This is a genomic window from Sphingomonas faeni (assembly GCF_040407495.1).
Lineage (GTDB): Bacteria > Pseudomonadota > Alphaproteobacteria > Sphingomonadales > Sphingomonadaceae > Sphingomonas > Sphingomonas faeni_D.
Genome location: NZ_JAPZPP010000001.1, coordinates 795,751 through 808,128 on the forward strand (window position 1 = coordinate 795,751; position 12,378 = coordinate 808,128).

At 65.2% G+C, this 12,378-nt stretch carries 10 protein-coding genes; 1 reads left to right on the forward strand and 9 read right to left on the reverse strand.

Annotation, left to right across the window (positions count from 1 at the left end):
• Positions 1-28 precede the first annotated feature (28 nt).
• The 6 genes from O6W96_RS03645 to O6W96_RS03670 form a co-directional block, all read right to left on the reverse strand.
• Complete coding sequence (locus O6W96_RS03645) at positions 29-745, reverse strand: FadR/GntR family transcriptional regulator (RefSeq protein ID WP_353468291.1); 717 nt, start codon at positions 743-745, stop codon at positions 29-31.
• A gap of 450 nt (positions 746-1,195) precedes the next feature.
• The gene (locus O6W96_RS03650) at positions 1,196-4,459 is read right to left on the reverse strand and encodes a TonB-dependent receptor (RefSeq protein ID WP_353468292.1); all 3,264 of its coding nucleotides are present in this window, start codon (positions 4,457-4,459) and stop codon (positions 1,196-1,198) included.
• A 616-nt stretch (positions 4,460-5,075) separates the two neighbouring features.
• Positions 5,076-5,990 (reverse strand): hypothetical protein, encoded by a 915-nt coding sequence (locus O6W96_RS03655; protein ID WP_353468293.1) that lies wholly within the window; start codon positions 5,988-5,990, stop codon positions 5,076-5,078.
• 61 nt (positions 5,991-6,051) lie between these two features.
• Positions 6,052-7,044, reverse strand: a complete 993-nt coding sequence (locus tag O6W96_RS03660) for an LLM class oxidoreductase (RefSeq protein WP_353468294.1) — start codon at positions 7,042-7,044, stop codon at positions 6,052-6,054.
• On the reverse strand, positions 7,041-7,253 hold the full coding sequence (locus O6W96_RS03665; RefSeq protein ID WP_353468295.1) for a hypothetical protein: 213 nt from the start codon (positions 7,251-7,253) through the stop codon (positions 7,041-7,043). Before O6W96_RS03665 ends, O6W96_RS03660 begins: the two co-directional genes overlap by 4 nt.
• Positions 7,254-7,265: 12 nt before the next feature.
• Positions 7,266-8,249, reverse strand: coding sequence for an MFS transporter (locus O6W96_RS03670; protein WP_353468296.1), 984 nt, complete (start codon positions 8,247-8,249; stop codon positions 7,266-7,268).
• Between the two features lie 106 nt (positions 8,250-8,355).
• Here O6W96_RS03670 and O6W96_RS03675 point away from each other — a divergent pair, with 106 nt between their 5' ends.
• Positions 8,356-9,264 (forward strand): LysR family transcriptional regulator, encoded by a 909-nt coding sequence (locus O6W96_RS03675; RefSeq protein ID WP_353468297.1) that lies wholly within the window; start codon positions 8,356-8,358, stop codon positions 9,262-9,264.
• A gap of 40 nt (positions 9,265-9,304) precedes the next feature.
• Here the strand turns inward: O6W96_RS03675 and O6W96_RS03680 are convergent, their stop codons facing one another.
• The 3 genes from O6W96_RS03680 to O6W96_RS03690 all read right to left on the reverse strand — a co-directional run bounded on the left by O6W96_RS03680 (position 9,305) and on the right by O6W96_RS03690 (position 12,301).
• Positions 9,305-10,240: an NAD(P)/FAD-dependent oxidoreductase gene (locus tag O6W96_RS03680; protein ID WP_353468298.1), complete on the reverse strand. Its 936-nt coding sequence runs from the start codon at positions 10,238-10,240 to the stop codon at positions 9,305-9,307.
• Between the two features lie 163 nt (positions 10,241-10,403).
• Positions 10,404-11,474 carry an LLM class flavin-dependent oxidoreductase gene (locus O6W96_RS03685; protein ID WP_353468299.1) on the reverse strand — a complete coding sequence of 357 codons (1,071 nt, stop codon included), beginning with the start codon at positions 11,472-11,474 and terminating at the stop codon, positions 10,404-10,406.
• Entirely contained in the window at positions 11,471-12,301 is an 831-nt protein-coding gene (locus tag O6W96_RS03690; RefSeq protein ID WP_353468300.1) for an aldo/keto reductase, read from the reverse strand. Before O6W96_RS03690 ends, O6W96_RS03685 begins: the two co-directional genes overlap by 4 nt.
• Positions 12,302-12,378: the final 77 nt, after the last annotated feature.

Genomic DNA, 12,378 nt, shown 5'->3' on the forward strand with positions numbered 1-12,378 from the left:
ACTTAATGATCGATGTCGCTTAGCCTCTTCAGGCGTTTGCGACACCGCCATATCGCAGCCGCGTGGTTGCGAGCGCCCGCCGCGCCTCTTCCATCGCCATCTCCTCGGTCCGGAAAAGGAGATGATCCATGACAGACGTCAGATGCGCCCGCATCGCGGTGCGTGCTCCGGCGGCGTCCCGCGCGCGCAGAGCGTCGACGATCGCCGCGTGTTCGGCAACAACCGGTCGGACCTTGGCGTTGCGCGCCTTCGAATGAAGCAGCGCGCATTCCGGCGATGTCGAACGCAGGTGCCACAGGTCCTCGATCGTCCTGACGACCCCCGCGTTCCGGGTCGCCTTTGCGATCGCGATGTGGAAATCACGGTCGGCGATTTCGGTGACCTCGTCGAGCAGGTTTTCCGTGGTCATCGCTTCGACCAGCGCGTCGAGCCGATCCACCTCGGCATCGGTGATCTGGACCGCCGCCAGCGCCGCGGCTTCGCCCTCGAACATGATCCGCGCTTCGGTGAGTTCGAACGCGGTGATGGCGAAACCAGGCTCCTCCCCCTGCCCTGGCAATCGACACACATACGCGCCGGAGCCGACCCGGACCTCGATGAACCCCTGTACCTCCAAGGCAATCAGCGCCTCGCGCACCGCGGGACGACTGGCGCCGTAGTCGATCGCAAGTTCGCGCTCCGCAGGAAGCCGATCGCCGATCGCATAGGTGCCCCCGGCCAGTTGCTCGAACAGCCGACGCGCCAACCGCTGATACAGGCGATCGTTGGCGGGAGCGTCGTACTTTCCAACGCCGAATAACGCGTTCTGAAACCCGGGCTTTACCACTGAATTACCAATCTGATGCTGGGTGCGCACGCTACAACGACGCTTTATCGAGTGGAACGGGTCCATTCGAATATTTCATGGGCCGTCGTATCCCCTCGATGCTTGCCGCCGCAGTCGATCCCACAGGTGTCGACGACGATGCGCCTGTTTCGCCATGCCCGGAGAACGACATCGGCACGAACGCTGCCACGCTTCCCGACTATCGCTTTCGCAGTATCGTCGGACACACGGTGGGTCCCGCCTCGCTTGTCGTTGCCGGCGGCGGACTTCGACGTGTGCCAGCTATCAAGGTAGGACCTGCCGGTAGCGACCGAAGCTCCCCCAAAGCCCTGACGGGGCGGCCGGATCACGACCACCCCGTTGGCCTGGCTAGAAGGTGCCGCGCAAACCAACCAGGAACTGACGTCCCGGTTTGTACTGCGTGAAGGTCGCGTTCTCGAACTGGAAGTACGAGCGCAGCGTCGCATTGGTGAAGTTCGCCACGTTGACGGTCAGCTGCGGTGCGTTCTTCAAGCCGAAGATCTTGTCGAGATCGAACGACGACGAGAAGTCATACGTCGTATAGTCGGTGCCGAACAACGCCGCCGCCGCGATACCGTTCTGCGCTGCACCGCTGTTCTGCGATCCCTCGCGCGAAGTCGTCGAGACCCGCAGCATCACGCCGTGCTTCTCGTAATAGCCGGTGATGTTGTAGGTGAACGGCGCCACGCCGAACGCCTGCGCCGGCCCATCGCTGCGCTGGTCGACCACGGTCGCATTGGCGTTGAAACCGAACCCGGTGACGCCAATGTGCTTGGTCAGGAAGTCGAGCGGCTGGACCCACTGGAATTCGAGACCGTTGATCGTCAGCTTGTTGGGCACGTTGACCTGCGACGTAACCTGCACCTGCGCGGCGCTCGGTCCGCCGCGCGAATTCAGGGCGATCTGCTGCGTCGGGTTCAGCGTGTCGTATGTGATCCCGTACTGCGCGAGGTTCGAGAACGGCACCGTGCTGACGAACGTGTTGGTGAAGCCCTCGATCGACTTGCGGAAGGCGTTGAAGCTAATGACACCCTCGCGGCCGGTATAATATTCGAACCCGAGATCGAGATTGGTCGAGAGATACGGCTTCAGCGCGGGATTGCCGATCGTTGCCTGATCCGCCGACGGTGCACCGAAGTTGACGCCCGGCAGCTGCGCGGACGGATCGGGGCGGGTCATCGTCCGCGAGCCGGCGACGCGAACGACGGCATGCTCGCTGACGTCGTAGGCGAACGTCGCCGCGGGCAGCCACTTCGCGTAGACGTTGCGCGTCGACACATTGCTGACGAGGTTCGGGTAGCGGCTGCCATCTGGCAGCGCGGCGCCGGTCGATGTCGTGTTGCGCGGATCGGGCAGCGACACGCGGCCAGTAATCGTCTGGATCGTGTTGACGTAGCGTACGCCGACGTTGAACCGCAGCATGTTGCCGCCAAGTTCCTGTTCGCCGTTCACGGTCGCGAACGCCGATTTGACGACTTCGCGGATCGCGCCGCCGCTGGCGCCGGTGTTGGCAGCACCCGTCTCCGGCGCGGTGTCGTGATACTGGTCATAATTGCTGGCGGCCGCGAACTTTGGCCAGTCGACCGTTACGAACCCTGCGGGACCCGGCTTCAGGTAGGTCGGCACGGTCGAATTGGGGATCAACGAGCCGCCATAAGTCACCGGTCCCGCCATGCCGGTCGTCGATCCGGTGCCGTAGCCGGGATAGGTCGGATAGCCCGCCGGCGCCGCACCGGGCGCGTTCCGGCCTTCGCACGGCGGCTGTGAGTTGGGCGAGCCGACGAATACGCTCGGGTTGTTGCCGCAGACCGCGTTCTGCCATGCCTGACTGTTGTCGTACCCGCGGATCCGACGAAACACGTCGTCGAACGCGCCGCCGACCTTTAGATTAAGAGCCTTACTGCCCCAGGTGAGATCGCCGCGCCCACCCTTGCTGGTGTTCAGCCGCCGCTCGTCCTGAATGTTCACGCGGCTGCCCGCATTCCAGCCGAAGTTGGCGGGATCGTCGAGATCGAGCCCGCTCTGGATCGTCGGGATGCCGCCGGTATTCGTATAGGTGACCGTGTTGCCGACCCCCAGCGGCGTCGTCAGACCCACCGACGGGCTTTCACGATGGAACGTCGACCGCGCGTAATTGCCCTGAAGGTTGAGCTTCAGCCTGTCCGAAATCTCCCATTCGCCACCCGGATTGACGCTGAAGAGCTTGGTAGTCTCGGTATAGGGGCGGAATTCGTTGAAGAACTGCGCATTGGCGAACGTGCCACCGGTGACGACGCAGCCAATCGTGCAATCCGCTTTGTCGAACGTCAGGTTGGTCGGGATGACTGCGCCATTGCGGACGATCCACGCGACATTCTCGCGGATCAGCTCGTTCTTCTTATACCCGTACAGCCCATCGACGTAAAAATGCAGCGTATCGGTCGGCTGCCACTCGGCACTGACGATCGCGTTGAGCCGGTCGCGCGGTCCGCGGATGCTGGTCGAACGTCCGAGCCGCGGCAACAGCGCATTGTCGATCTGCTGGATCGTCGCACCGGGATTGTTCGCGAGCAGGAAGTCCTGGTTGATCACCGTGCCGGCGACCAACCCGGCGCCAGCGCCGGCCGGCACCAGTCCGGGGATGGTCCAGTTGCCGCCGCCGGTGCTATTGCAGCTCGAATTGTTGGCACGACACTGGGCGGCAAGCGTTTGTGCAGCGGTTGGTGTGTTTTGGACGCCGTTGGTAGTACCGGCGATGCCGTTGGGCGTCGACAGCGCCGGATTGGTATAGCCAATCGTCTCGAACCCGCGCGTGTCGGTGAACAGGCGCTGTGCGGAAACACCCGCAAGGATCCCGAACTTGTCGTTCCGCCAGCTGCCGATCAGCGAGCCACGCGCGCCGATCCTGTCTTCGGGCGATTGCTTGGTACCCTGGACGTTATAGGCGAGAAACGAGGTCGCACGGTCGAACGGCCGTGCCGAGCGGAGATCGATATTACCCGCCGCACCGCCTTCGAGGAGGTCGGCGGTATAGCTCTTGTTGACCGTAAGCTTGGTGAACAGGTCGGTCGGGAAGAAGCTCAGATCGACAGAACGATCGGTACCCTGCGCATCGGTCCCGCCCGACGACGCCACCGCGATCGTCGCACCGTTGAGCGTCACGTTGGTAAAGTTCGAACCAAGCCCGCGGATCGCGACGTTCGTGCCCTCGCCGGTCACGTCGCGCGTGATCGTGATGCCGGGAATGCGGTTGAAGGATTCGGCGATATTCGTGTCGGGAAACTTGCCGATGTCCTCGGCGAAGATTGAATCCGTAAACCCCGTTGCGGCACGCTTCGCATTGGTCGACTTGGCAAGACTAGAGCGATACCCGGTAACGACGATGTCGCCGCTATCCGTCGCGTCGACCGTGCCTGGAACCTGATCAGAGCTGGACAGGCTCGCGGCTGGCGACGCGGCGGGCGCGGCAGGCGCTACCGTGCCCGGCACGGCCTCCTGCGTCACCGGCGGCGAAGGATCCTGCGTCGGCGGTATCGTCTGGGCCGTCGCGATGGTCGCACATAGCGCCGCCAACGTCGTGGCGCACAGCAGCGCGGCGCGCGTCAAACGAGGTACCGTTTTATAGGGTGTCATGAGTTCAGGATCCTCTCTGGAACCTCACCGGCGTTGCGGCGAGGCACGATAGTCTTTTTGGTTATCGAATGGCTCGGGACGTGACGGCGCGCGGCCAATGCGGCGCATGATCCGATATCTGAGCTGAAGATTTGCAGTACCCGATCACCCTACTCCCGATCACGTCTGTCTAAAGCAGCTCGTTGATAGCGCTACCTTACGATGGCTGGTCAGCGAGTCAAGACGGTTCGGTTAGGCCAATGTAGCGTGGGATCGCGCCTTGAGGGCAGAAACGTGGATATCGGTACCGGTATCTTGGAAGAATCGATATGACCAATATTCGTCAAGTTTCGACGGACTGCGGCTTCGCTTAGAAGCGTCTGACTGACGGGCGCGACGAGGGCAGTTTTGGCACTGTCATTGAGTAGCTACAGAAGACGAAGCGCCGTTGAGCGCGTGCGCATATAGTTGACGGGACGGGATATCCGACTTGCCGCACCGAGCAGTGGGAGTGTCCCCGTCGCTCGTATGCCGCGATCGTTCGGTCGAGGATCAAAGCTGGTTCGACTACGGAAACTAAAGGGTCGGGACTGACGCAGCGCACCTTGGGCCGGTGCGCCGCGTTCAGCTGCCCCGCTTAGAGAGCGCCTGTGAACAACAGGGTTTTCACGTCGTCTGCGACCTGATTAGCGGCGCCAAGACGTTCGATCAGCTGCGCGGGGCGGCTGCCGCGCAAACCGGCGGTGGTGAGCGTCTTGTCGCGGACATAGGTATAGACACCGCTGACCGCGAACGCCGCGACGTGACCGATATGCGCCTTCTGATCCTCGATCGTGTTCTGGAACAGCGCCGACGCGAAGAACTGCCGGCGCGTCATCGGCGTTTCGAACGCGAGTTCGAGGATAGCGACCTGCGCGCGTTCGGGCGGCACGTCGTGGCCGACATTGGGCGCGGGCGGCGCTGGGTTGGCGTTGTCGTAGCGATCGGGCTGGTGGAGCCGGACCTTGAGCACTGCCGGATCGCCCGCTAGCGTCTCGGCGAACCCGCGCATGAACGTCGCGAACTCTGCGGGGTCGCCGTTGCCCGCGCCGAAATGGACATGGATGCGGTCGAGTCCGTCATCCTCGTTCGGGATCGGGTCCGCGACGCGGTCGACGAGCGTGGCCGAGCCCTTGGGCAGGGCATAGGCGATGGTCGCCGCAAACATGTTCTGTTCGTCGGCGAACAGGATCGGGCATGCGTCGTTGAACGCATCCTGATCGGCCGCCGATGCGAAACCGATCTCCACGCCGCCATCGAGGATATAGTCGTCGAACGGCGCGATGCCGTCGATCATGGGCCAGAGATGCGCGTCCTGCGCGCGGTCGAAATGATTCTGGACGTACCAGCCGAGCCCCGGAATGCGCGAGCAGAGCGGGCCATGGACGTCGCGCCAATAGGTCGCGAACACCTCATGTGGCACGCTCGGACGGCGCAGGACGGTGGTGTAGGAATTGATCGCGATGCTGGCGTCGCGCTCGGCATAATCGTCGGTCGTGGAGATCTTGGGCATGGGATAATCCTTGGAGGCGTATCGGTAACGGCCGAAGCCGGGGCGATGTTCACGAAGCGGGTCAGGGTGTCGCCCTCGGCGGCGCGATCGTGGGAAAATGCGGCAGAACATGGGTCGCGAGCTCATCGGCGACCTCCGCGAACGGCCGCTGCAACGGCTTGGGATTGAGCGCGACATGGTTCACGCCCTCGTCGCGCTGGCGTTTCCACATCTCGATCAGCGCGTTGCGGCCGCTGCGGATGCCGCCGCGCGCGAACTGCAACGGCGCGGTCGGGTCCGCCAGCAGATCGAACATCGCGCCATAGCCGTACGGCTTGAACGCCGGCGTCGCGCTCGCCAGCCGCCACCGTGCCAGCACGTCGGGCAGCCGCGCGGGATCGCTCAAATGCCAGACCCAGCCGTCGGTATTCTCCCCGATCCAGTCGAGCGCCTGCCCGGCCCGGCCGATCGCAAGGATCGGCAGCCGCGGGCCGACCGGCTTGGGTACGAGATCGAGCGAGCCGTCGAGTTCGCCGTGCTGCGTCGCGCGATGCGTCGCGAAGGAGCGTTCGGTCGACGCCCTGATGATCGCCAGCGCATCGCGGTAACGCTCGGCGCGGGTATCAATATCGCGACCGAAGGCCTTGAACTCGGACGGACGATCGCCGGTCGACAGGCCGAGCAGAAAGCGCCCGCCGGACAGCTGGTCGATGCTCGTCGCCTGCTTGGCGACTGCCAGCGGATCGCGCAGCGGCAGGACGATGCCCGCGGTGCCGATCGCGACGTTGCGCGTCTTGCCGGCGAGCCAGCCCGCATACACCATCGGATCGATGATCTGGCCGACATCGCCGAAACCGGGATCGTAGAACGGTACGTCGCGCAACCAGATCGCGGCGAACCCGGCCGTATCGACCCGCGCGACCATCTCTTCATGCCCCGCCAGCGTCGGCCAGGGTGCGGTCGGATACCCCTCCAGCGGGGCGATGAAGCCGATCGTCAGCTGCCCCGGCTGGAACACCCGCGCATAGGCGGGATGCCCGGCCAGATCCGCGGCGATCGCTGTAAGCGCGGTCATGCGTTCGCCCCCTTCGCCTTGAGGCGCGCGACGAACGGGATCATCGCCGCGCCGACCAGCGCGATGGCGGCGGCAACATAGCCGATCGTGGCGAGCCCCCAATGCTGGATCACCGCGCCGCCGATCACCGCGCCAAGGCCGATCCCCGCATTCGCCATCGAGACGTTGAGCGTGCCCGCGAGCGCCCGCGCGTGCGTCGCCGACTGCATCACGCGCACCTGTCAGATCGGATACAGGGCGGTATTCGCCAAGCCCCAGACCGCCAGCGCGACTACCAGCCAGCCGTGATGCAGCGCCAGCGGCGTGGTCGCGGCGATGCCGAGTGCGAGCACCAGCAGCGCGATCAGCGTCACGTTCAGCGGGTTGCGCGCGACGAAATATCCGCCCAGCCAGTTACCCGCGAGACCGACGATCCCGAAGCCCATCAGCCACCAGCCGACCTGCCCTACCGGAATCAGCGCGATATGCTCGAGCGTATCGGCGAGATAGGTGTAGGCGGTGAACATCGCGGTGAACACGACCACCGACAGCACGACGTTGCCGAGGAAGAACGGATCCTTGAGAATCCGCGCCTGGTCCGCGAGGCGGACGCGCTTGGGCCGTGCGAGCGTCGGCATGACTGCAAGCAGCAGCACCGCCATCACCAGCGACAGGCCGGACAGTCCCCAGAACGTCCCGCGCCAGCCGAACGCGTTCGATGCGAGCGTGCCGAGCGGAATGCCGAACACCATTGCGCCGGAAATCCCGAGATAGACGTTGGCGACCGCCTTGCCGGCCTTCTCGGGTCCGGCCAGCTCGTCTGCAGTCTCGCTCGCGGTGCCCCAGAACACCGGCAGCGCAAGCGCGGGCAGGAAACGCCCGAGCCCCAGCACCCAGATATCAGGCGCGGCGGCGGCGAGCGCATTGGACGCGGCGAAGATCAGCAGGATGACGACGAACAACCGCTTACGTTCGAAATGCGAGAGCATCGCGGTCAGCACCGGGCCGAACAGCATCACCGTGAAGGCAAACAGCGTCACCAGCTGTCCGGCGGCGGATATCGAAATACCCAGATCGCGTGACAGGCTCGGCAACAGTCCGACGATGATGAACTCGGTCGTGACTATCACGAACGCGGAGACCGCCAGCAACAGGACGGCCAGGCCATTGCCCGACGCCGTAACCCCGCTCGGTCGGCTCGGCGGATTCTGGACGGAAACTGGCATTGGCGAAACTCCTGCTGAAGCTCGCCTACATAAGAGCGATGCAAATTCTCGCCCGCGGCATTAATTCCGCACTGGCGCGACGGAAATTCCGCAATACGACGAACTCATGATTCCATCCGAACGATTTAAAGGCATCGAGGCGTTCGTCGTCTCTGCCGATGCGGGCAGCTTCGCCGCCGCCGCGGAACGCCTGAACCTGACCGGCTCGGCGGTCAGCAAAGGAGTCGCCCGGCTCGAGGCCCGGCTTGGCAGCCGCCTGTTCGAACGCACCACGCGCCGTCTTTCGCTGACCGACCAAGGCGCCGCCTTCTATGCCACCTGCGTACGCGTGCTGGCCGAACTGGGCGATGCGGAGGCAGTGCTCGCCGCGCACAAGACGGAGCCGGTCGGCCGGTTGAAGATCAACGTGCCGGTTGCATTCGGGCGGATCCAGGTGATGCCGGTGCTGCTCGATTTCTGCCGTCGCCATCCGAACCTGCGCCCCGAGATCAGCTTCACCGACCGGTTCGTCGACGTGATCGAGGAGGGCGTCGACGTCGCCGTCCGGATCAGCGCGTCGGATGTCGGCGGCAACGGCCTGGGACGCCGCGCGCTTGGTCACGAGCATCTCGTGTTCTGCGCCGCGCCGGACTATCTTGCACGCTGCGGTACGCCGGCCTCGGCCGATGCGCTAGCCGACCATGATTGCATCCTGTACGGGCGCGGCGACGGTAGCACGATCGACTGGCGCTTCGGTTACGAGGGCGGGACCGTCGAGCAGCGGAGGATGGCGGGTCGCATGACGCTCGGCAGCGCCGAGGCACAGGTCGGCGCGGTGCGGGCCGGTTTCGGCATCGCCCAACTCGCGACATGGTTGATCCGCGACGAACTCCGCCGTGGCGAACTGGTCGAAATCCTTCCCGACCGTGCGACCGCCGGCCTGCCGTTGCATCTGGTCTGGCCGCGAAGTCGTCAACTCAACCCGAAGGTCGATGCGTTCGTCGAGGCCCTGGCGGAAGGCCTGCGCATCGACTGACACGGCGAGCCGCTTGCGGCTGATGCTTGGCGAAACCGGGTCAGATGCCTGCCAGCATCTGCTCGGCCAAATGACGGCCCGACAGCCATGCACTCTCGATCCGCGGTGCCAGCAGCCAGTCTCCGGCCGCCCCGATCCGCTCCTCCGCATTCCAGAGCGACCCGATCTTCGCCCCCGTCGTCCGCGCATAACGCCAGCGATGGCCGGCCCGCACGATCGGCGTCGGCAGATCTTCCGAACTCTGCGCTGCCAACGCGGCCTGCAACCGATCGACGACCGTGTCGACCGACTCTTCCAGATGCTCGATCGACCAATCCGGCGTCGCCTGGACAACCCATGATTCCGGGCCATGCCGTCCCGGCTTCGCACTGTTGCGCGCAGCCCAGCCGATGATTCCGGCATTCTTGATCACGTCTGGCCGGATCGCCAATGGCGTGTCGAACGCGAACATCGCCGTCCAGCACGGTGCCGACCGACAGGCCAGCGCCTCGCTCGCCATGGCCTGATCGTGCGGCGCCAGTAACGGCGACGCTTGTTCGGCGGGCGTCGCGATGACGACGGCATCGAACCGATCGCCCGTCGCATCCGGATCGATCGTCCATCCCGCAGCCGTCTTGCAAACCTGGACCACAAGGGAATTCCAGCGCACCTCGGCGCTGGCGGCGAGGTGCTTCACGATCGCGTTCATTCCCGGTGTGCCGACCCAAGCATCGGCACCCACAGCGGCCCAAGGTGCGACGACACCGGCCGCTTCCCACGCCTGCATTGCCGCAGCGAAGGCCGGATCGCGCATCGTCAGATATTGCGCGCCGTGATCGAAGGCGGCTTCGCCCGCGGGCGTTTCGATCCGTCGCGTCGCCATGCGACCACCCGCACCACGCCCCTTGTCGAACAGCGTCACGCTACATCCGTCCTGCTGAAGGCGCAGCGCACACGACAGTCCCGCGATACCCGCGCCCACGATCGCAACCTTCATCCACGTCTCCGATCGATCACATCCGGACAGTCATGTCCCGGCGCCTGATATACCAGATCGCTCAATAGGTTGGCAGCTCTGGCGACGGATCTCGTGAACGGCTCCGTGCGAAATGCGGTTGGCCGGACACGAATTCGTCGACCCGCCGCAGACCGCTGAGCTGTCAGTCGCGATCGTAGAGCGGCGCGTGCGTCATCCGTGGCAATACATGCCGCGCGAACAGGTCGGCTTCCGCGGCGTGGGGATAGCCCGAAAGGATGAACGCCTCGATCCCCATCTCCTGGTACATGCCGAGCTTGGCGAGCACCTGATCGGGATCGCCGACGATCGCCGCGCCGCAGCCCGAGCGCGCGCGGCCGATGCCGGTCCACAGATTGGCTTCGGCATAGCCGTCGGCCGATGCGCCTTCACGCAGGGCCGCTTGCGCCGCAACGCCGGCAGACCCCGAATCGAGCGACTTGGCGCGGATCGCCGCACCCTGTTCGGCATCCAGCTTCGAGAGCAAGCGATCGGCGTACACCCGCGCCTCGTCCTCGGTCTCGCGGACGATGACGTGCGCGCGGTAGCCGAACCGCAGCGTGCGACCGTGGCGGGCGGCGCGTGCGGTCATGTCGGCGATGATGTCGGCGACCTTCTCGCGCGTGTCCGGCCACATCAGGTAGACGTCGCATTCCTTCGCCGCCGCCTCGCGCGCGTCCGGCGACAGCCCGCCGAAATACAGCAACGGCGCCTTGCCCGACACGGTGCCGATCCGCGGCGGATCGAGCTTCAGCTTCCAGAACTCGCCGTCGTGATCGAGCGGCTCGCCGTTCAGCAGCGTCTTGATAATCCGCATCAGTTCGACCGTGCGGGCGTAGCGCGGGCCGGACGCAAGCGTCTCGCCGGGCATATCCGACGAGATAATGTTGATATTGAGCCGCCCGCCGAGCATCCGGTCGATCGTCGCGATCTGGCGCGCGAGTTGCGGCGGCCAGCTTTCGCCGACGCGTACCGCCATCAACAGCGCCAGCCGCCGCAGCATCGGCGCGATCGCCGCGGCGAAGGCGGTGGTGTCGAGGCCTAGCGCATAGCCCGAGGGGAGCAGGATGTTGTCGTAGCCGCCGGTCTCGGCCTGGAGGCCGATGTCGCGGCAATGCTCCCAGGTTGACTGCAGCCGGGGATCGGGCACGCCGAGAAACTCGTAGTCGTCGTCGCACAGCGCCGAGAACCAGCTGACTTCGCAGGATTTGGTCATGGTAGTGCCTCGCCACGCGCCGCGATCAGCACATCGTACCAGTCCTGCCGGGTCCAGGTGATTGCAAACGCCTGCGCGAGTTCGGCGATGCGCGCGGGGTTCTGCGTGCCGACGATCGGGATCGCGCGCACCGGATGCGCCATGATCCAGCTATAGGCGGTCGCCGCCCGGCTCGCGCCCGTCTCGGCCGCCTTGCGATCGAGCGCCGCTGCTATCGCTGCGCTATGTGCGTCGGCGGGCACACCGAGCCGGCCACCGCCGAGCGGCGACCAGGCGAGCACCGCCATTCCGTGCTCCATCGCCTGATCGAACAGCCCGTTTTCGAGCGGTTCGAGGTGGAGTGGCGAGAACTCCGGCTGATGGCTGACGAGCGGGATGGTCAGGAACGACGCCAGTGCTTGCGCCTGCGCGGGCGTGTAGTTCGACACGCCGACCGCGCGCACCTTCCCCGCCGTGACCATATCCTCGAGCGCGCGCGCCGCTTCCTGCGGGTGCGTGAGGATGTCGGGGCGATGGATCTGGTAGAGATCGACCTGGTCGACGCCGAGCCGGGTCAGCGAGGCATCGAGCGCCTTCGCGAGATAGGCCGGACTGGAATCATACGGCAGCGGCGGGAGGATGCCCCCCTTGGTGGACAGCACCATCCGCTCGCGCAGGCCGGGCGAGTCTGCGAAGATGCGGCCGAGCAGCACTTCCGCATCGCCGAACCCGCCAGCGCCGTCGAAACCATAGATGTCGGCGGTGTCGAACAGGGTGACGCCCGCCTCGAACGCCGCCTCGATCAGCGCGCGTCCTTCGGCGACGCCGACTCCGGCGAACCGCCACATGCCCCAGGCTATCGGGCTGACAAGGATTCCGCTCTTGCCGAGGGGAATGGCTTTGGGTGTAGGATCAAGCTGCGACA

Coding starts and splice junctions, on each gene's coding strand:
- O6W96_RS03685 (WP_353468299.1), bottom strand. CDS start 11,474: ATGACCAAATCCTGCGAAGTCAGCTGGTTCTCGGCGCTGTGCGACGAC.
- O6W96_RS03655 (WP_353468293.1), bottom strand. CDS start 5,990: ATGCCCAAGATCTCCACGACCGACGATTATGCCGAGCGCGACGCCAGC.
- O6W96_RS03675 (WP_353468297.1), top strand. CDS start 8,356: ATGATTCCATCCGAACGATTTAAAGGCATCGAGGCGTTCGTCGTCTCT.
- O6W96_RS03660 (WP_353468294.1), bottom strand. CDS start 7,044: ATGACCGCGCTTACAGCGATCGCCGCGGATCTGGCCGGGCATCCCGCC.
- O6W96_RS03665 (WP_353468295.1), bottom strand. CDS start 7,253: ATGCAGTCGGCGACGCACGCGCGGGCGCTCGCGGGCACGCTCAACGTC.
- O6W96_RS03670 (WP_353468296.1), bottom strand. CDS start 8,249: ATGCCAGTTTCCGTCCAGAATCCGCCGAGCCGACCGAGCGGGGTTACG.
- O6W96_RS03690 (WP_353468300.1), bottom strand. CDS start 12,301: ATGTGGCGGTTCGCCGGAGTCGGCGTCGCCGAAGGACGCGCGCTGATC.
- O6W96_RS03650 (WP_353468292.1), bottom strand. CDS start 4,459: ATGACACCCTATAAAACGGTACCTCGTTTGACGCGCGCCGCGCTGCTG.
- O6W96_RS03680 (WP_353468298.1), bottom strand. CDS start 10,240: ATGAAGGTTGCGATCGTGGGCGCGGGTATCGCGGGACTGTCGTGTGCG.